The 17876-nt window shown below is 47.6% G+C and carries 21 protein-coding genes and 2 pseudogenes; 14 read left to right on the forward strand and 9 right to left on the reverse strand.

Translation table 11 applies throughout. The features are described from left to right. Window positions 1–131: 131 nt before the first annotated feature. Window positions 132–638 (reverse strand): hypothetical protein, encoded by a 507-nt coding sequence (locus HUX64_RS16735; RefSeq protein WP_174627354.1) that lies wholly within the window; start codon window positions 636–638, stop codon window positions 132–134. A gap of 614 nt (window positions 639–1252) precedes the next feature. Next, a complete protein-coding gene (locus HUX64_RS20545) occupies window positions 1253–1471 on the reverse strand; it encodes a restriction endonuclease (RefSeq protein WP_425484273.1) in 219 nt (72 codons plus the stop codon). Window positions 1472–1763: 292 nt separating this feature from the next. On the opposite strand from HUX64_RS20545, the gene HUX64_RS16740 reads away from it, so the two are divergent. Both HUX64_RS16740 and HUX64_RS16745 read left to right on the forward strand, forming a co-directional pair. Continuing rightward, window positions 1764–2744 (forward strand): FAD:protein FMN transferase, encoded by a 981-nt coding sequence (locus tag HUX64_RS16740; protein ID WP_246247096.1) that lies wholly within the window; start codon window positions 1764–1766, stop codon window positions 2742–2744. Between the two features lie 92 nt (window positions 2745–2836). Further along, window positions 2837–3199 (forward strand): SirB2 family protein, encoded by a 363-nt coding sequence (locus HUX64_RS16745; RefSeq protein WP_174627356.1) that lies wholly within the window; start codon window positions 2837–2839, stop codon window positions 3197–3199. A 13-nt stretch (window positions 3200–3212) separates the two neighbouring features. On the opposite strand, the gene HUX64_RS16750 is transcribed toward HUX64_RS16745, so the two are convergent. Then, complete coding sequence (locus HUX64_RS16750; RefSeq protein ID WP_246247097.1) at window positions 3213–4040, reverse strand: nucleoside phosphorylase-I family protein; 828 nt, start codon at window positions 4038–4040, stop codon at window positions 3213–3215. A gap of 173 nt (window positions 4041–4213) precedes the next feature. Between HUX64_RS16750 and HUX64_RS16755 the strand changes: the two genes are divergently transcribed. Continuing rightward, window positions 4214–4549: a DUF2782 domain-containing protein gene (locus HUX64_RS16755; RefSeq protein ID WP_174627371.1), complete on the forward strand. Its 336-nt coding sequence runs from the start codon at window positions 4214–4216 to the stop codon at window positions 4547–4549. A 67-nt stretch (window positions 4550–4616) separates the two neighbouring features. Here the strand turns inward: HUX64_RS16755 and HUX64_RS16760 are convergent, their stop codons facing one another. After that, a complete protein-coding gene (locus HUX64_RS16760) occupies window positions 4617–5498 on the reverse strand; it encodes a fructosamine kinase family protein (RefSeq protein WP_174627357.1) in 882 nt (293 codons plus the stop codon). A gap of 330 nt (window positions 5499–5828) precedes the next feature. Here HUX64_RS16760 and HUX64_RS16765 point away from each other — a divergent pair, with 330 nt between their 5' ends. From HUX64_RS16765 to dinB, 9 genes and pseudogenes are all read left to right on the forward strand, one after another. After that, window positions 5829–6689 (forward strand): TOBE domain-containing protein, encoded by an 861-nt coding sequence (locus tag HUX64_RS16765; protein ID WP_246247098.1) that lies wholly within the window; start codon window positions 5829–5831, stop codon window positions 6687–6689. A gap of 88 nt (window positions 6690–6777) precedes the next feature. After that, entirely contained in the window at window positions 6778–6966 is a 189-nt protein-coding gene (gene lptM, locus HUX64_RS16770; protein ID WP_174627358.1) for an LPS translocon maturation chaperone LptM, read from the forward strand. A 2-nt stretch (window positions 6967–6968) separates the two neighbouring features. Next, complete coding sequence (gene lysA / locus HUX64_RS16775; RefSeq protein ID WP_174627359.1) at window positions 6969–8216, forward strand: diaminopimelate decarboxylase; 1248 nt, start codon at window positions 6969–6971, stop codon at window positions 8214–8216. Between the two features lie 74 nt (window positions 8217–8290). Beyond that, on the forward strand, window positions 8291–9118 hold the full coding sequence (dapF, locus tag HUX64_RS16780) for a diaminopimelate epimerase (RefSeq protein WP_174627360.1): 828 nt from the start codon (window positions 8291–8293) through the stop codon (window positions 9116–9118). Beyond that, entirely contained in the window at window positions 9115–9798 is a 684-nt protein-coding gene (locus tag HUX64_RS16785) for a DUF484 family protein (RefSeq protein ID WP_174627361.1), read from the forward strand. The genes dapF and HUX64_RS16785 overlap by 4 nt, the downstream gene beginning before the upstream one ends. Before the next feature lie 2 nt (window positions 9799–9800). Further along, entirely contained in the window at window positions 9801–10706 is a 906-nt protein-coding gene (gene xerC, locus HUX64_RS16790; protein WP_174627373.1) for a tyrosine recombinase XerC, read from the forward strand. Window positions 10707–10817: 111 nt separating this feature from the next. Then, entirely contained in the window at window positions 10818–11840 is a 1023-nt protein-coding gene (locus HUX64_RS16795) for a DUF2333 family protein (protein WP_174627362.1), read from the forward strand. Between the two features lie 3 nt (window positions 11841–11843). Beyond that, window positions 11844–12158, forward strand: coding sequence for a DUF4389 domain-containing protein (locus HUX64_RS16800; protein ID WP_174627363.1), 315 nt, complete (start codon window positions 11844–11846; stop codon window positions 12156–12158). A 33-nt stretch (window positions 12159–12191) separates the two neighbouring features. Further along, a pseudogene (dinB, locus tag HUX64_RS16805) lies at window positions 12192–13037 on the forward strand (DNA polymerase IV). A gap of 845 nt (window positions 13038–13882) precedes the next feature. Here dinB and yjgA read toward each other — a convergent pair. Genes yjgA through HUX64_RS16820 form a run of 3 tightly spaced genes read right to left on the reverse strand, consistent with a single transcriptional unit; the run spans window position 13883 to window position 15153 of the window. After that, entirely contained in the window at window positions 13883–14419 is a 537-nt protein-coding gene (gene yjgA, locus HUX64_RS16810; protein WP_174627364.1) for a ribosome biogenesis factor YjgA, read from the reverse strand. A 5-nt stretch (window positions 14420–14424) separates the two neighbouring features. After that, on the reverse strand, window positions 14425–14613 hold the full coding sequence (locus HUX64_RS16815; RefSeq protein WP_174627365.1) for a hypothetical protein: 189 nt from the start codon (window positions 14611–14613) through the stop codon (window positions 14425–14427). A gap of 24 nt (window positions 14614–14637) precedes the next feature. Next, window positions 14638–15153, reverse strand: a complete 516-nt coding sequence (locus HUX64_RS16820; protein ID WP_174627366.1) for a DNA-deoxyinosine glycosylase — start codon at window positions 15151–15153, stop codon at window positions 14638–14640. Window positions 15154–15242: 89 nt separating this feature from the next. Between HUX64_RS16820 and rdgC the strand changes: the two genes are divergently transcribed. Together rdgC and HUX64_RS16830 are read left to right on the forward strand one after the other, a co-directional pair. Beyond that, the gene (rdgC, locus tag HUX64_RS16825; protein ID WP_174627367.1) at window positions 15243–16151 is read left to right on the forward strand and encodes a recombination-associated protein RdgC; all 909 of its coding nucleotides are present in this window, start codon (window positions 15243–15245) and stop codon (window positions 16149–16151) included. 130 nt (window positions 16152–16281) lie between these two features. Continuing rightward, a pseudogene (locus HUX64_RS16830) lies at window positions 16282–16914 on the forward strand (transposase). A gap of 61 nt (window positions 16915–16975) precedes the next feature. Here the strand turns inward: HUX64_RS16830 and HUX64_RS16835 are convergent. Both HUX64_RS16835 and HUX64_RS16840 read right to left on the reverse strand, forming a co-directional pair. Further along, window positions 16976–17416, reverse strand: a complete 441-nt coding sequence (locus HUX64_RS16835) for a VOC family protein (protein ID WP_174627368.1) — start codon at window positions 17414–17416, stop codon at window positions 16976–16978. Between the two features lie 101 nt (window positions 17417–17517). Further along, on the reverse strand, window positions 17518–17862 hold the full coding sequence (locus HUX64_RS16840) for a transposase (protein ID WP_174627369.1): 345 nt from the start codon (window positions 17860–17862) through the stop codon (window positions 17518–17520). Window positions 17863–17876 lie beyond the last annotated feature (14 nt).

The raw sequence follows: 17876 nt of genomic DNA on the forward strand, positions 1-17876 counted from the left end.
ACGGCCATTCGCTCGGCCGTCTTTGCAGTTCGCTTGCTTGCCGCATTTTGGACAATCCATCACGCCCTCCCAAGGCACCTGAATGTTCCAAAACTTATACATTGTCTATATTTATTTAGCAATGCCCTATTTCAGATCACTTCCATAAACAGAAAAGGGGCGCCGTAAGTTAAACAAAAATAACAAAATGCCAAGCCAAAACAGACGCCTTTACCGAAACAGAACATACGCCTTAGTATGTAGCTGATAATCGCCAAATACCAGCCTATCAGCATCACTCCGAGATATAAGGGATAGTCTTCATATTCGGTCCGTTGCGCAAAGATATCGAGTATTTCAGCCCCTATCCCCAGAGTAATAATAAAATTTTCGCACATAAAAACAGCCGTCAGCAGTTGCTTGAAATGCGACCGTTTTTTTGTAAAAAACACTAGCATCGCTATTAATGACAAAGCGACTATTACTCTCATCGAGACTTCCAGAGTACCGTCCGCCGGGTCACTTATAAGGCCTTCAACAATAATTCCTGATACCAGATAAAACACGACGCAAGCCCATAAAAATGATTGGGAAGGATATAAATCAGCGGGATTGTTTTTAAACCAGCAAAGCAAAAGATAATCTTTAAATAATTTCATCGATAACGGATTTTGTTCCAATTAGTTTATGTTCAGGATGGGCGCCTCTCCTAACCTTGAACGCAATTTAAAGCTTCTACATGATTTATTTATAGCCAGTAGGGAGTTATCTCTTTTTGACAACACGTGCATATGCCGATCTCCTTACCATTAGAAGGGAGCTCTTCGACAATCATCCGGAGTTTTCATATCTGGAGCTAAAAAATATATTCTTTTCAAGATTTTTCTTTTTTTGATTTCAATTATAAAACATCAAACTCATTCTTAACTGGATAGAAAAAAGCGGTTTGATATGATTCAAGCTCTTTGGGCCCGGCAATATGAATACTGCCTGCTACTGCAACCCGGCATTTAATTCTAAAACATTAAATTCTGTTGACATTTGGCTTGCTGCAAATCAATCAGTTACGTTATGCCATCAGAAAAGGCGGCATCCCTGCCCCTTGTCGGCTAAAAGATTTACGCGCTCTCCCTGCGGTATGACAAAGCGCTTTATGGATATGTAAAAATAATTAAATAATAACAAAACCTGGCAATGGCTTGTTACGGCTCGCCTACAAACTGCCAGCCTAAAATATAGCCATTGCAAATCTCGTGTTAGCGTTAATTTATACTCAACCCTGAAGCCTGAATAAGGCAAATTGTTTCTCGCCGCAAGCAATCTTCATTCCTTCAAGTACTCGAAGCCTTTGCCTATCTAAAAATACTTTAGTTTCTGCGATAAAACACTCGTCCCGATCATTCCTGAGCACTACCGCCGAGTCAGGAATATAATTGCCTTTAAACGTGGGCACTTTAAAACTTCGTGGTAATTTAAAGAAGAGTTTAATCAAATCACCTTGCCGGTTGCCGATCTCGGCCTGAAGGCCAGCGAGGACGTAGGGTGGTTAGCCATTATAGTACTCGTTCAGTTCCGATTGATGTAGCCTGGATCCCCGCCTCCCTGCCGTGGTGACGTCCAGTGGAAAATTTGCGAGTATCCCTGTTGCATTGATGACTGAAAGTTTCAAGGAAACTGGTAAGATGTTATTTTACTAGTCTTTTTTTAAAACGCCCATTAAAACCATGAGCAATTATCCACCCCCCTCGCCGTGCCCGATCTTATTCATATTAGCAGTAACATTAATGATTAATGGCTGCGCCCAGCCTGAAGAGGTTGAAAAATTCGGCGGCTATGCTCAGGGCACGACTTATCATGTCAGTTTCTGGTCACAGCAAGCTGCCGATGTGAAAGCGGTCAAACAGGAGGTGGATGCGGAATTCAGTCGGCTGGACCAGCAGCTTTCCAATTACCGGAAAGATTCCGTCATTGAACAGTTTAACGCCAAGAGGAATAGCGAGCCTCAAGCAGTGGGCGAGGAAATTGTTACTCTGCTTGAGCAGGCTCGTACAGTGAGTCAGGCCAGCGGCGGCTGCTACGATCTGACTATCAAGCCCTTGTTCGAGCTTTGGGGATTTCGCGACGATAAACTGACGCCGCCGGATGAGCCGGCGCTGCAGGCCGCGCAAAAACAGGTCGGCTTCGCGCAAGTGGACGTGGTTGACGCCACGCATTTGCGCAAGCATATTCCCAACCTGGAGATTGACCTTTCCTCCATTGCCCAGGGTTATAGCGTAAAGCGCATCAGCGCCTTGCTTGAAAAGCAGGGCATTGAAAATTATCTGGTTGAAATCGGCGGCGAACTGCAGACGCGCGGCCATAAGCCTGACGGCGCACCCTGGCGGGTGGCGCTTGAGAAGCCGCTGTCCGGCGAAAGAACCATGCAGAAGGTGATTACCATCAGGCAAACCGGGCCGCTGGCGGTAATGACTTCGGGCACCTACCGGCATTTCTTTGACCTGAACGGCAAACGTTACAGCCATATTCTGAATGCCCGAACCGGCAAGCCGGTTGATCATGAAACAGTGTCGGTAACGGTGCTTCATGCCGATCCTGTACAGGCAGATGCCTGGTCTACAGCATTGTTGTGCCTCGGGCGTAAAGCGGGTATCGAAGCGGCTGACACAGCGGGTATTGCCGCCTTGTTCATCGAGCAACAGGGCAATGCCTTTAACGAATATGGCAGCGCGGCAATGGCGGCTTTGCGCCAGGTTACCCTGGAATAATCCAGGCCATAAATCGCATCAGCCGAGTTTACTCAGCCGCTGCGTCTTACCTTTACAAGCGGAACACCAGCTTTTAATCCTTTGGGAACTGTATGATTAAAACTTTTCACCTTGGCTTTGTATTAATCTCCATTTTCAGTTTTACCGGCAGAATTATTCTTGCAGAAATCCAGCCTGAACTACTTAAACAAAAAGCGCTCAAAATAACTCCCCATGTTATCGATACATTGTTATTGGCAAGCGGCTTTATGCTGGCAATTCAGGGGCATTGGTTTTCGGGAGAGTATGGCTGGATTATCGGCAAGCTTTTTGGATTAGCGGCGTACATCGGCTTTGGCGTCGCGGCTATGCATAATCAAGGCGCTGTGCGATGGCTGGCTTTTGCTGCGGCAATCGCCTGTTTTGCTTATATCGGTATGGTCGCCGTTACCAAAAACGCGCTGTTCTTTTTATAATTGAGCAATGACGCTACAAATAAAAATCACTGTTGCTTAGCTGTTGATCCAGCCAGCGTAAAAGCTCTTTGCCGCTTTGCAGGCGGACATCGCCAAAATCGGGTTTGCAGCGAAGGGTTAATACGTCCCGGCGAATCAACCTGTTTTTTAATTGAAGCTGTTCAGTGGCGGTAAAATGATAGCGTTGTACAAGCTGTGCATACAATTCTGGTTCAGGCGCGGTTATCAGCTCCGCCAGGCGGCTCAATTCCGCCAGCAGGACTTTAACCGTAAATACCTGCGCGGCGATTAATGAAGAAACCTGTTTGGGCTGAATGGTTTCGGCGGGCGCTAATTTGTTATCTGAAATAACTTTCAGACACTGGGTCAGTTCTCCTGAAGTAAAACGCAGCGCTGTTTCATAAAATGCAGAGGCTTCCATGTCGCAAAGAGCCGGCTGATCATAGTCTGTCTGAGGTCTTGATGCCGTTTGAATGTCGGCGGTCGGGCAAGGCGGCGTACACACCAGGGGCGGATAGTAATTTCGTTTACTGTCAAAATCGGAAATTTTATCGATTAAAAACAGGCTGCCTACTGGATGATCTTTATGTCCGGCGATGCCGACGTTAAGCAGGACCGGATTTTCAGCAGGCGAAAACAGCGCTTGCGTGTAAGCAACCCCGGCGGCCATCGCGCTTTTTCCAACTCCTGTCACCGTCAGGCAAAGGTCATGATCAGAATAAACGGCAAACGGCTGCACACGGGTGGCCTTCTTTAAACCGAAGTGTTCGACCAGCGGTTTGGCTTCGCATGGCAGGGCAGTATAAATAAATATCCTGCATGCATTCTGGTGTTTCATCATGGAGAAGACATTGTTAATTCAGGGCAGAATTAAGCGTTTATGCAGTGAAATAAAGGCGGCTGTAGCCAGCAGGCCGAAATCAGGCGGCTGAAGTCGCTCCCTGCATTTTAGTCAAGCAGGCCAATGAAAACTGTAATAAGATAATGACAATTACCATTTTGAAAGAGTCCATCATGCGCCGCCTTATCCTGCTCAGCTTGCTTGCCTTCCCGGCCTTTGCCGTTGATGAAAAACCGCCAAAACTTGAGCCTGTGCCGGAAGCGCCTGAGCCGCCTATGCCGGTGCAAAGCGGCGAGAACCTTGAGCCTGATATTACCATTATTCGCCGTGGTAAAAAAACCATCCAGGAATACCGCCGGGGCCACAAACTTTATATGATTAAAGTCATACCGGATATTGGGCCTCCGTATTACTTCATTGATACCGACGGCGACGGCGCCATGGATGTACGGGGCAATGACCTGGACAGGGGTAAAAATATTAATATGTGGAAACTATTTGAATGGTAATAATTAATTGTGCCGGTTTTTATCTCCCTGAATGGAGCGCTGACAAATAATTGGTATTTCATAAACGCTAACGGATTTCAGACAGAATCCGGGCAACGGTATTTTCAGCCTGCCTCAGATAGCCGCCGCCGAATAAATTCAGGTGATTTAAAATATTATAAAGATTGTAAAATGCTTTCCTGACTGCATAGCCATGATCCAGAGGCCAAACCTCCTGGTAGGCTGCATAAAAATCCTGGCTGAAACCGCCAAATAATTCAGTCATTGCCAAATCCGCCTCACGGTCGCCGTAATAACAGGCGGGATCAAAAATGACAGGACAGCCTTCCTTATTTACCGCGGCATTGCCGCTCCATAAATCGCCATGCAGCAATGAAGGCGTGGGCCGGTAATTTTGAAACAAGTCGTCCATGTCACTGACAAGCAACTCTCCCTGGGCTTGCAGTTTTCCTCGATAACCATTTTCCGCGGCCAGCTTTAATTGAAAGCCTAAACGCTGCTCGCGCCAGAAATTCAGCCAGTCATCGCTTTTACAATTTGGCTGTGGGGTGCTGCCGATTGTATTGTCCCGTTGCCAGCCGAAATAAGGCTGTAGTCGCTGATGCAGGTGTGCAAGCTGGCGCCCCAGCAAGCGCTCGGAGGCTTTGCTTGCTGAACCGAATTCAAGGTTTTCCAGCACCAGAAAGGAATGCTCTGCTGTTGTCCCGCAAACAACAGGAGCAGGTACCCGTACGGTTTGAGTGCGCGCCATTTCCTGCAAACCTGCAAATTCGGCTTTAAACATGGCTGCTAAAGCCACGCGATTCAGCTTGACAAAATAGGACTTACCATCACCTTGGAGCCGAAAAGCGGAATTTATGTCGCCGCCGTGCACAGCACGGGAGGAAGCCGCTTTAAACGGCACGCCGGTGGCAATTTCAATTTGTTCTGAAATACTCTGCCAGTTCATAAATTACCACCCTGCTATCTGCTAATTAAAAAAGAATATCTATATTCCTGAGTGACATCGGTGTTAGCATTAATTTTACAGGCTCATGAATACCTGGCCATTCATTTATCACTTCCACTGGATATATTTTTCTGCTTGCCGAAATACTGCAACGATCCCAAATTCCAGGCTTCAGATGTCACCTGTTTGTGTAATGACAGCGATTGCCAACATAGACGGATATTTGCAAAAATGCAATTTTCAATGCCTTGAAAAAACAGGTTCAAAAGCCTATTGTTACGCAGCAGCTCATTAACGAGCACTTATTCAGTCTAATCAGGAATCTTGTTCGTGGACATCCCAGCAACACCGCCTATTATCCGCAGGCTCCGAAATAACAGGGCGGAAGCAAAGGACGAGCCGGCAACGCCCAGGCTGGTAGCAGGCGATATACGGCTGATAGGCGGTTTGAATGAACGCTTGTTTCAGCTTCTTGCCGCCATCGAAAGCAGCGGCTCCATCAATCAGGCCGCGCGCAAGATCGGATTGACTTATAAGGGCGCCTGGGAAATGATAGAGCGAGCCAACAACTTATCGCCGAAAATATTGATTTCAACGGCGACTGGCGGCCGCTTGGGCGGCGGCACCCGGCTTACGCCCGCCGGTAAAGATTTTTTACAATTATTTATCCGGATTCAGGAAGAACATCGAAATTTCCTGGAACAAATAAATGATCGCTTGATGAACAATCGGGATATCGTATTTTTATTGAGAAAGTTAATTATGAAAGCCAGTGCGCGCAACCAGTTTTTCGGCAAAGTCAGCCAGGTATCCACAGGCGCTATCAATGTAGAGGTCACCGTTAGCTTGAAAGGCGGCGCGATTATCGTTGCCGCCATTACCAGGGAATCGGCGGAATCGCTCGCGATTAAAAGCGGCGCAGATGTCGTGGCGCTGGTTAAAGTCTCCCAAATCATCATCGTAACCGACTTTGGAGGCTATCGTCTTTCTGCCCGCAATCAACTGCAAGGCACCGTTTCACGTATTCAAAAAGGCGAGGTAAATGCCGAAGTCGTGATCGAACTAAAAGGCGGCAATTCAGTAGTAGCCACCATAACCAACGAAAGCCTTCAAGCGCTGGAATTAACTACCGGCAAACCTGCCACCGCCGTGTTTAAAGCCGGCGCCGTCATTCTCGGCGCAGCATCCTGATGCCTTTTACTGCAATTCAGATTATTATGCCAATTGTTTTGACCTGGGCATTGATGCAATTACCTGGTTCCCACTGATGATGACAGCCATGAAAACCCCTAAATTATTCATCTTTTTATTGCTGGGCTCGGTTTTGCCAGGCTGCGGACAGCCGGGGCCCCTTTATCTGCCCGATAGCCGCCCGCCTATTCATGTAGAACCTGAACCCGAGCCCGAAAAAAAACCGGCGACAGAACCTAAAAAGGAACCTGAAACAAAACCTGCAAAAGAACATTGACAATGGATTATTTTACTTATCAAAACGGCGAGCTTTATGCTGAAGATACCGCTGTGCAGGACATAATTTATCGCTATGGCAGTCCCTGTTATATTTATTCGAGAGCCACGCTGGAAAGACACTGGCATGCCTTTGATAAAGCTTTCGGCGAACATCCGCACTTAATCTGCTATGCCGTCAAGGCCAACTCCAATATTGCCATTCTGAATCTGCTTGCCCGCCTGGGCTCAGGCTTTGACATTGTCTCGCTGGGTGAGCTGGTGCGAGTTATTGCAGCCGGCGGCGATCCTGAAAAAATCGTCTTTTCCGGCGTCGGCAAGCGCGAAGATGAAATTCTGGCGGCCTTGAAAACCGGCATTCGCTGCTTTAACATTGAAGTCGCGGGCGAGCTGGACAGGATTAACCGGCTGGCAGGACGGCTGGGCGTTATTGCCGCGGTATCGTTTCGGGTAAACCCTGACGTGGATGCCAAAACGCATCCTTATATTTCGACCGGTTTAAAGGAAAACAAATTCGGCATAGATATTCAGCAGGCTTTAACCGAGTATCGCCGCGCCGCCGCCATGCCGCACATCGACGTTATCGGCATAGACTGTCATATCGGCTCGCAACTGACAGAAACCGGCCCTTTTCTGGATGCCCTGGATCGGGTTCTTGAGCTGATTGCCATCCTCAAAACCGAAGGTATTCATCTTGGGCATCTGGATCTGGGCGGCGGGCTCGGCATCCGCTATAAGGATGAACAACCGCCAGAGCCCTCGGAATATATCGGGGCTGTTCTGGAACGGCTCGGCCGCAGCGATTTTGAAATTTTACTCGAACCGGGCCGTGCCATCGTCGGCAATGCCGGCATTCTGGTGACTCAGGTTGAATATCTTAAACCCACAGCCAGTAAAAACTTCGCCATTGTCGATGCGGCAATGAACGACTTGGTGCGCCCGGCTTTATATAATGCCTGGCAGGAAATTATACCTGTTAAGCTTGAGAGTAAAGCTAGGGAACACCACTGGGATATTGTCGGCCCGGTCTGTGAAACAGGCGATTTTTTGGGCAAAGACCGTGCGCTTAAAATCTCTCAAGGTGATCTGCTGGCAATACGCTCCTCGGGCGCTTACGGTTTTTCCATGAGCTCAAATTACAATTCGAGGCCCCGCGCCGCTGAGCTGCTCGTGGACGGAAGTAATCTGCATTTGATCAGGGAAAGGGAAGCGGTCGCGCAGCTTTGGGCCGGTGAACAGCTGCTGCCCTAGCAGTTAAGTCATGCTGTTTAGTTTATAATGTTGCGCTATCGGGTATTTATCATTTTTGCCTAACCTACGAATAAATGATCAACTTTACTAAAATGCACGGCCTTGGCAATGACTTTGTGATAATTGATGCTATTAATCAGCATCTTGAATTAACGCCGGAGCAGATACGGCAGCTGTCAGACCGCCACTTCGGCGTTGGTTTTGATCAGCTGCTGCTGGTCGAAAAGCCGGTCAGCGCCAATGCCGACTTCAAATACCGCATCTTTAATGCCGATGGCGGCGAAGTCGCGCAATGCGGCAATGGCGCACGCTGCTTTGCGCGTTTTGTCCGTGATAAAAAGCTGTCTGAAAAAAACGCAATAACAGTCGATACAGACGCGGGCCAGCTACTGCTGCATTTTGATGAAGAAAATTTGATAACCGTCAATATGGGCGTCCCCAAACACAAGCCGGTGGAAATTCCCCTGCTGGCAGAGCGTGAGTCAAAACTGTATTTCATTACTGTTAATGGCAGTGAACTGGCGTTTGGCGCTGCTTCGATGGGCAATCCGCACGCCGTTGTTCAAGTTAATGATGTTGATAAGGCGCCGGTAGCTGAATTGGGGCAGGCACTGGAAAGCCATCCGATTTTCCCGGAACGGGCCAATATAGGCTTCATGCAGGTCATCGACCGTCAGCATATTAAACTTCGGGTTTTTGAACGCGGTGCGGCTGAAACCCTGGCTTGCGGCAGCGGTGCTTGCGCCGCCGCGGTAATCGGCATCGAGCAAAATTTGCTGGACCATGAAGTCAGGGTCGAACTTCCCGGCGGAATATTAAAAATTTGCTGGGCGGGCCGCAAGGCCCCGGTATTCATGACCGGCCCCGCCATCTTCGTGTTTGATGGAAACCTACCTTTATGAGCAAGCGAGCCTCTGAGCTGACTTCAACCCAGGTTGAACACTATCTCCGGCAAAATCCCGAATTCTTCAATGAGCATTTAAACCTGCTGGAGCAAATGAGTATTCCCCACCCTAGCGGTAATGCCATCTCCCTGATATCAAAACAGCTGGAAATATTCAGAAGCAAACACCGCGAGCTTGAAAGCCAGCTTACTGCGCTCATAGAGATAGCCAGGGACAATGATACCTCCCTCAACCGCATGCATAAACTTACTCTGGCCTTGCTGGAGGCTTCAACGCTGGAAGAAGCTGTCGCCAACCTTGATCTGGTTTTATCCGATTATTTTCTGACTGATTTTGTCGCCATACGCATTATCAGGCAGAACTCCGGCACTGCCATTGCCAATCTGTTTATTGAACCGGGCAGTAAAAATCTGGAGCCGTTTGCCGAGGTATTTGCCCGCAAACAACCCAAATGCGGCCGTCCGACGCTGGCGCAGGCAAAAGTTCTATTTGGAAACGCGGCGCTGGAGGTTAAATCCTGCGCCATTATTCCCATGAAGCGCGCCGGACTGGAGGGGATAGTAGCCATAGGCAGCCGCGACGAAAGCCGGTTTCACTACAGCATGGGCAATTTATTTTTAACGCAAATGAGCGAAATTATAGGCACCCGGCTGATTTCATTATTAGAGCAAATATGAGCATGCATGCGGAAGCCGAACAAACGCTGGGGGATTTTTTTAACCAGCTTGAAATTGAAAAACGCGCTTCCATCCATACGATAAAAAGTTATCAACGGGACATTAAACGATTAATCGGCTATTGCACAGATAAAGCTATTTGCCATTGGACGGAGGTGCGTCAAAGCGATATCCGCTCCCATATAGCCAATCGGCATCGTCAGGGTATCGGCAGTAAAAGCCTTCAGCGAGAGCTGTCCGCCATCCGCAGTTTTTATAACTACCTGTTAAAAAAGCGCCTGGCCGACACTAACCCTGCCGAGCATGTACAAGCCCCCAGGCAAGCTCGCAAACTGCCTAAAACCCTGGATGTAGACCAGATAAGCGGCCTGCTCGAAGCAGGGGCAAATTCAACGCTGGAGATCCGCGATCTGGCCATGTTTGAATTATTCTATTCATCCGGGCTTCGTCTTAGCGAGCTCACTGCGCTAAATCTTGATGATCTTGATCTGCCTGATAACTCCCTTATTGTCCGCAGCGGGAAGGGAGGTAAATCAAGGATATTACCGATAGGCAGCAAGGCGGTCACGGCCATCGAAAACTGGCTGCCAGAGCGTGCAAAAATCGCCCTTCCACCTGAGTCCGCCGTGTTTATCTCTACCCGCGGAAGGCGGCTGGGCCAGCGCAGTGTGCAGTTAAGACTGGAACAGTGGTGCAAAAAAAAAGCTATTGCAGAGCACCTGCATCCGCATATGCTAAGACATTCCTTCGCCAGTCATTTACTCGAATCCAGCCAGGACTTAAGGTCCGTCCAGGAACTGCTTGGGCACAGCAATATCAGCACCACGCAGATCTATACTCATCTGGACTTTCAACATCTGTCCGAAGTCTATGATAAAGCCCATCCAAGAGCCAAAAAAAAATCCTGATAGCGGATTCCTTACATAAGCAACGATTTCAAAAATCTGATATCATGCAACATAATTTTATATAAAAAAGCCATCTGTTTTTTACGCAGATACACTTACAGGATACCTGAAATGGCGGCAATTGAAACACTTCAAGATGTAAAATCCAAAGGAATACTATGGGTCTTTGGTGTTTTTGTCATTATTATACTGGTCATACAGTTTATCCTGGGGGCATGGTGGGGAAGTGAACCCGAACAATTCAATATACAGGACGAAGCCCTGAAACGCGCTAAGGAGACTCACACCTCCAATATACCCGTCGGCTATACCTATACCAATACGCTGGCCCATATCGCTGAAGTCCTGATGTACAAACCCGGCGGCTATATTACCAATGATGTGGCTCCTCCGGGCGTATTTCTCGACAACATTTCCAATTGGGAATACGGCGCTCTGGTTATGTTGCGAGACGCCACAACTGCCTTAAGAAATCACTTTGCAAGGGACCAGTCTCAATCAGCAGAGGATGCTGATTTGGCGGTTGCCGAGCCTTATTTTTATTATGAAAACGATTCATGGGCATTGCCGTCAACGGAAGCAGAATATCAAAAAGGTATTGATGCCCTGCATAAATATATGTCGCGCCTGCAAAAATACGGAGGCAATGTAAAGCAGGCTCAGTTCTATTCCAGAGCTGATAACCTGTGGCAGTATACGGAAGTGGTCATAAAGCGGCTGGGCGGCCTTTCTACCCGGCTGACTGCAAACAGTTCCGGATCCAACTATGGCCCGGGCTTAAGCGAGCTTGAGATAAAAAAGGCTGAGGAGCAGGGAACCCCCATAGCTAAAGTAACATGGCTCGAAATTGACGATATTTTTTATGAGGCGCGCGGCGCAAGCTGGGCTTTGTTGCATATACTGAGAGCCATTAAACATGATTTCGCCGACATACTGATCGATAAACGGGCCATGCGCACCGTTGATATCATGATTAAAGCATTGGAAAATGCCCTGACACCCATATTAAGCCCGATGATTTTAAATGGCGGCGGCTATGGGCTTTTCGCCAACTACTCCCTTACCATGGCAAATTATATAGCGCGCGCAAATGCGGCGGCTCTTGATTTGCGCGATATTATGAACCGAGGATAATCTATGGATGAACAAATCAACTATAACCTGACCCAGGCTTCCACCTGGAGAAGAATTTTCTTTATGCTTGTTTTTGCGGCTATCGGCGGAATGGTCAAAATGATACTTTGGGCAGTCATTTTACTACAGGTGGCATCGACTCTATTGACCGGCAAGGCTAACAGCAATATTCTCAATTTCGGCCGCAGTCTTTCAGTGTATACATATCATATTCTGCTGTTTCTGACCTACAATACTGAAACGCTGCCCTTTCCTTTTTCCGCCTGGAACCTGACTGCAGATCTGCAACAGCCCGAGTTGAACCAACCGCCACAATAAGCTTTGTTTGGCGGCGCTCCCGATTCCCGTGGTGTGGTCGCGGCCTACAGCTACGAAGCAAGAGCGTACGGCACTCATTCAGCCATGCCTTCATCCCGGGCCTACCGCTTATGCCCCCCGGCCATTCTCGTCTAGCCCCGGTTTGAAGCCTATCGAGAAGCCTCAATGTGTATTCGGGAAATCTTTGCCGACTATACAGAACTTATTGAGCCGCTCTCTCTGGACGAAGCTTATCTGGATGTCAGCGATATGTCTTTACATCAGGGCTCGGCCGCCTTAATCGCCAAGGCGATCAAGGCAAAGATTAAACAAAAAACCCGGCTTATCGCTTCGGCCGGAATTTCTTATAATAAATTTCTCGCTAAAATTGCCTCGGATATGGATAGACCGGATGGGCTCTATGTAATTACTCCTGAACGGTGTACTCAATTTATTGAACAGCTCTCGGTAGAAAAGTTTCATGGCGTAGGCAAAGCCACGGCCGGCAGAATGCAGGCGCGGGGCATAAAAAACCGGGAACGATCTAAAGTAACCGCCCTTACCCGTTTTCAGCAGTATTTCGGCAAGTCCGGCCAGTATTATTATCATCTTTCCAGAGACATTGATACTCGCCCTGTCAACAACCATAGAATCCGCAAGTCGCTAGAGGCGGAAACCACTTTTCAGGAGGATATTACCAGCAAGGAAGATGTCCTTGAACATTTGCAAAACCTGCTGGAAAAAAACTTAATAAAAATAGCCGACAAGAAGCTGGACGCGCATACCTTAACCGTAAAAATAAAATATCATAAATTTGTTCAAATCACCCGTAGCCGTACTTTGCCGCGCGCAGCGTTACAAACACATCAACCACGCGTATCATTCTGGAAGACTTATTAAAAAATACCGCCATTGGCAAACGCAGCGTACGTTTACTCGGAATCCCTCTTTCAGCGCTGGCAAACCAGCATTCAATAAGCCGTTTTCAGCAACTGGAGTTATTTGACTGAATAAGCTGCCTGCAAATGAAGCATAGAGCCTTGATCAAACGACATGGCCTTATGCCGCTCGGTCCTTCATATACCTGCGTGCCGGTTTGATAAAATGCTAATGCCGATGGTTGAAAATGAGTTCCTTTCCACGCCGGCCTTATTAATTACAGGCTAAACGATCAGGCTTATTCAACATTTATCAGTGATGACTTTGCCCGTCCCCACCAGATCATGTGGAATAAAAAGGCTTTAATTGAAGCTCTCGGGAAAAGCCCGACAGCTAAGAGCAAAAAAGAAGAAGACTTCGAGAGCCATTTAGAAAAAAAATATTGGCTCTGACCTTCCAGATCATTCCGCAACGCTGATTGAAAATTGCTGTTTTTCTTTCTTCAGCGGCTCTCTTGCCGAAATCTCCGGGGATTGTCGATACGCTGTGAGAACCCATTGATGACCGTATCTTTTTTGTGGAAGAAGACAAATGGGCACTTCCGGCTATTGAAACAGTCGCTGCCGAGGCTATTCACTGGAGTTCAGTAATTCGCTAGCAGGGATTATCAGGCATGGACTGCATGATCGGATTTATATGTTTTTCCGGACAACTTCATAAAAGTCAAAATATGCCCATCTTGAACCTTGTTAATTAATTTCAAAAAATTTTGGAAAAAAGAGAGCATTGATACCAACTGAGGATTTGCCCATTCCCCAAAAGTCCTTGCATTTAAAGCGACTGCCACTGACATTCTCAGGTTAATATTAAGAAATGTCGTCTTCAAATAAATCTTTCAGATAGCGGTATAACAGGCGAGCCGATTTAGGCGGCTTGGCTGCTTGCGCCTCTTTTTGGGCATTGCGCAACAATTGCCGTAACTGCTGCCGGTCTGCATTCGGCTGTTCGCTGAGCAATGCCGTCAACGCTTCATTTCCTTCAGCAATCAGCCGGTCCCGCCAGCGTTCAGCATAATGATGCTCCCTCACAGCATGGGCGCTTTGATTTTTCAGGCGCGCCAGTTTTTCCACAAAAGGTTCTACATCCATTTTATGGAGTTGGCCGGCAATAAATTTCAGTAGCCGTTTTCTGGCACCGGTAGGCGGCATTCCCGCTACTTCAGAAAGGGCTTTATAGAGCTTTTCAGGAAGCTCAAGATTTTTTAACTGGGCGGCAGACAACTTTGACATTTCCTCGCCCAAAGCAAAAAGCACGGCAATACTTTTTTTTATTTGAGTTTTATTGGGCCGTACAGCGTAGTATTCAATATCTTCTTCATCTTCATAATTGAATTCTTCAGCCATCTCAATCAAACCATTGCAATTAAAAAGATAACAAATAGCACCACCAGACCTATAGGCACAAGCACTCCCGGCCAATCCGGTTTTGCATTTCGGCTTTGCTCTAGGGAAGCCTTGATGCCAGGCCCCATCCAAAAAATGACAAGTAAAACCACAGCGCCGAGCAACAGGCTTTCCCAGGTTGAAAAAGTTTCCATGAGTGTTTACCTCTAAAATAAGAGCTACTTTAGCATATCCTGCCTGATCGCTTGCCATGCGGCTATTTTTTGCGCTAACGTCAATGTGGCGAATGCTGGACTTGTTGAAGGCAGCCGCTGATATTCAAGATATGAAAAACGCTGATTTAAAGTTGGCAGAATATGTTTTTTGTAGACTTTTTCAGCCATCCCGCCGTTAAAATACACGCGCCTAATAAGCTTGTATTCATCAAAAAAGCTCGTAAAGTCATTTATTATGATTGATGACAGCTCTATATTTGAATCCAGACTGCCCAAGCGCTTGCAACTTTGCAGCACATCCCAGACCGCTACGCCATTTTCAATTAAAATCTCTTTACGCAGCTGATAGCCAAGTTCCGGATAGGCGGCAAACAATGCCCCCATAATGGGCCAAAATGCATTGCCGGGATGCCCATAATATTGCTGCTTGCGCAGTGAAGCCGCGCCAGGCATGGAGCCCAAAATCAGGAGGCTTGAATGGGGGGAAACTATGGGAGCAAATCCCTCTACCTCAGACATCTATGCTTGCCATAAAATTTACTTTAATTTTATACCCTTAAATTTGCGATAATAATCAGCTTTATATTTTATACAGGTATTCCTTACGCATGTGGTTTAAAAATCTTGGCATTTTTCGTCTTACCGAAACCTTCACCCTATCAGCAGAGGAATTTGGGCAAAAACTCGAATCCATGAGTTTTCGCCACTGCGGCCCTCATGAAGAATTTGCATTTGGCTGGACTTCACCACTAGGCAAGACATCACAACAGCTGGTGCACTCTGCAAACGGCTTTTTTATGGTTTGTGGGAAAAAGGAAGAAAAAGTTCTACCGGCTGCGGTAGTTAATGAAATGGTTCAGGAAAAAATTCTTGAAGCAGAAGACAGGCAAGGTCATAAATTGTCTAAAAAAGAGCGTACTGCTCTCAAGGATGAGCTTATTTTTGAGTTATTGCCAAGGGCATTCACCTTTTCAAGTAAAACCTACGCCTATATTGACCCTAAAGGCAGCTGGCTGATTGTCGATGCCGCCTCTGCTAAAAAAGCCGAGGATTTGCTTAGCAGCCTGCGTAAATGCCTGGGTTCATTGCCGGCTGTTCCGCTCAATACGATCGAAAAACCTATCACCACCATGACTGGCTGGTTAATAAATAATCAGGCTCCGGAAGATATTTTTATTGAAGATGAATGTGAATTGCGCTCGCCCGAAGAAGAAGGCGGCATCATTCGCTGCAAACGTCATGATCTGGCTCTGCCGGAAATTAAAAATCATCTCGATACCGGCAAGGAAGTTATTAAACTGGCAGTAAACTGGGCAGACCGCATAGCCTTTATTGTTGATGAAAATTTGTCCATTAAACGCTTGCGATTTCTTGATTTAATACAGGATCAGGCGGCTGAGGTCGAAACCAGCGATGAAGCAGAACAGTTTGATGTGGACTTTTCAATTATGTCCCTGGAATTGTCGAATTTTCTGCCGCGATTAATTGAATTATTCGGCGGAGAAAATAAGGCATAATCTTAAAAGGTCAGTTAAGCTGGAAACTTTTTGTCTGCATCAAAGTTATGCCCTTGCGATACGCATTTGCACCAGTAAACTGTTCTTAGAGCCTGTTCAATATCTTCGAAATATGTTTGATAACAGGGGCATGAGAAAAGTGTATCCCAGCGACATCAATCGAGAACAATTTGAACAGCTCAGGCCATTGCTGGAAAGTGCCGGCAAGAAAACGCGTCTACGGACAGTCGACAGGTACGGCGCAGGCTGCCGAGCGATGTTCCGAACTGGCGCGGCTTGACTTAAACCGGGGCTCACTGCCAAGACGAGCTTGTGCATCGTTGATGCTCAAAGCGTCAAAAACACCGATGGCGCCAGAGATAAAGCTTATGAAGCCGGCAAAAAGGTAGCGAGCCTCAAGCGTCATATCTTTGTTGATAGCCCAGCTTTGCCGCCTGCGATAGCGGTCACCACGGCCAATATCACCGATCACCTGGGGGCGCTGGAGACCATTGCCCGGAACTTGACAGGCTTATCGAGGTTGCTTCGCTGTTAGGCGATGGCGGCTATACAGGGCAGCCTTTTGCTGAGGCCGGCGAGCATTCGCCAGGTGCCGCCCTACAAGTCCCCAAACGCCATTAGCTTCATACCTTGGCGGTGCTTGCGCAATGGGGGGTGGTCGAGCGATCCTTTGCCGGGCTGGAAAAATACCGAACGCTTGCTTGACACCCGCTTACAATTCGTCAGTTTGGCTTTCTTGGCCTTATTGCTGAGAAGATATTGAACAGATTGAAAAATGTAAATATGGGGCTGAAGCAGCCTTCTTCCCACTTATCCAGCAGCCTTTACCAACTTCCCGTATTTCCCATGGAAACCCAAGGCTCTTCAGGGGCAAGTGCTCCGCCTTTTTGTAAAAGCTCGATAGAAATCTTGTCGGGTGAACGGACAAAAGCCATATGCCCATCGCGCGGCGGGCGATTTATCAGCACGCTCGCCTCCATCAATTTCTGGCAGGTTTCATAAATATTATCGACTTCAAAAGCCAAGTGGCCGAAGTTGCGCCCTCCTCCATACTCTTCCGTATCCCAGTTATAAGTCAGCTCTATTAAGGGCGCTGACGTTTCAGCCGCCTGTTTGGTATCGAGCGGGGCATGCAGGTAGACCAGTGTAAAACGGCCATTTTCGCTGTCCATCCTGTGGCTTTCAAGAAGTCCCAGCTTATTGCAAAAAAAATCGAGGGATTCTTTCAGGTCTCGAACCCGGATCATGGTATGTAGATAACGCATAGAGATTTACTCCTTCTAAATTATAACCACGGTAATATTTATAATGGCTGACATATTTACCACAAAGCGAGCAGAGAACATGAACCAGAGTCTGTTGGCCATCAAGTCAGCCTTATAAAACTGGCGGTCAAGGCAATAAAGGCGGAATAACGCGAAGCCGGCTTTTCATACCTTGCTGCAAGCCGTCGGAACTGCTTGACTCGGCAAAAGAAGCGTTCGACCCCGCTACGGTTTTTGTACGGGTGCCGGTCAAATTCCCGTTGTTGTTGACGGTTGCTTTTCCAAGAGATAACCGCCTTGGCCTGGCTTTCTTCGAGATTCTCCAGTACACTGTCAGCCTCCCAGGCCTTGTCGGCGCCTGGCGCACCCGCCAGAATGCCATCCACTAAACCAATGGCTGGCGTGACATCAGGCGTTTGTCCACCCGTCAAGCACCACTTTGTCATGGGTGGGCCTCACC

It is taken from the genome of Candidatus Methylobacter favarea (genome assembly GCF_902806695.1).
Lineage (GTDB): Bacteria > Pseudomonadota > Gammaproteobacteria > Methylococcales > Methylomonadaceae > Methylobacter_B > Methylobacter_B favarea.

What these genes read in the sequence shown, in the direction of transcription:
- HUX64_RS16745 (WP_174627356.1), top strand. Translation starts at nt 2,837, where the DNA reads ATGATTAAAACTTTTCACCTTGGCTTTGTATTAATCTCCATTTTCAGT.
- yjgA (WP_174627364.1), bottom strand. Translation starts at nt 14,419, where the DNA reads ATGGCTGAAGAATTCAATTATGAAGATGAAGAAGATATTGAATACTAC.
- HUX64_RS16735 (WP_174627354.1), bottom strand. Translation starts at nt 638, where the DNA reads ATGAAATTATTTAAAGATTATCTTTTGCTTTGCTGGTTTAAAAACAAT.
- HUX64_RS16835 (WP_174627368.1), bottom strand. Translation starts at nt 17,416, where the DNA reads ATGCGTTATCTACATACCATGATCCGGGTTCGAGACCTGAAAGAATCC.
- xerC (WP_174627373.1), top strand. Translation starts at nt 9,801, where the DNA reads ATGCATGCGGAAGCCGAACAAACGCTGGGGGATTTTTTTAACCAGCTT.
- dapF (WP_174627360.1), top strand. Translation starts at nt 8,291, where the DNA reads ATGATCAACTTTACTAAAATGCACGGCCTTGGCAATGACTTTGTGATA.
- HUX64_RS16785 (WP_174627361.1), top strand. Translation starts at nt 9,115, where the DNA reads ATGAGCAAGCGAGCCTCTGAGCTGACTTCAACCCAGGTTGAACACTAT.
- lptM (WP_174627358.1), top strand. Translation starts at nt 6,778, where the DNA reads ATGAAAACCCCTAAATTATTCATCTTTTTATTGCTGGGCTCGGTTTTG.
- rdgC (WP_174627367.1), top strand. Translation starts at nt 15,243, where the DNA reads ATGTGGTTTAAAAATCTTGGCATTTTTCGTCTTACCGAAACCTTCACC.
- HUX64_RS16795 (WP_174627362.1), top strand. Translation starts at nt 10,818, where the DNA reads ATGGCGGCAATTGAAACACTTCAAGATGTAAAATCCAAAGGAATACTA.
- HUX64_RS16750 (WP_246247097.1), bottom strand. Translation starts at nt 4,040, where the DNA reads ATGATGAAACACCAGAATGCATGCAGGATATTTATTTATACTGCCCTG.
- HUX64_RS16815 (WP_174627365.1), bottom strand. Translation starts at nt 14,613, where the DNA reads ATGGAAACTTTTTCAACCTGGGAAAGCCTGTTGCTCGGCGCTGTGGTT.
- HUX64_RS16800 (WP_174627363.1), top strand. Translation starts at nt 11,844, where the DNA reads ATGGATGAACAAATCAACTATAACCTGACCCAGGCTTCCACCTGGAGA.
- HUX64_RS16760 (WP_174627357.1), bottom strand. Translation starts at nt 5,498, where the DNA reads ATGAACTGGCAGAGTATTTCAGAACAAATTGAAATTGCCACCGGCGTG.
- HUX64_RS16840 (WP_174627369.1), bottom strand. Translation starts at nt 17,862, where the DNA reads ATGACAAAGTGGTGCTTGACGGGTGGACAAACGCCTGATGTCACGCCA.
- HUX64_RS16820 (WP_174627366.1), bottom strand. Translation starts at nt 15,153, where the DNA reads ATGTCTGAGGTAGAGGGATTTGCTCCCATAGTTTCCCCCCATTCAAGC.
- HUX64_RS16740 (WP_246247096.1), top strand. Translation starts at nt 1,764, where the DNA reads ATGATTAATGGCTGCGCCCAGCCTGAAGAGGTTGAAAAATTCGGCGGC.
- lysA (WP_174627359.1), top strand. Translation starts at nt 6,969, where the DNA reads ATGGATTATTTTACTTATCAAAACGGCGAGCTTTATGCTGAAGATACC.
- HUX64_RS16755 (WP_174627371.1), top strand. Translation starts at nt 4,214, where the DNA reads ATGCGCCGCCTTATCCTGCTCAGCTTGCTTGCCTTCCCGGCCTTTGCC.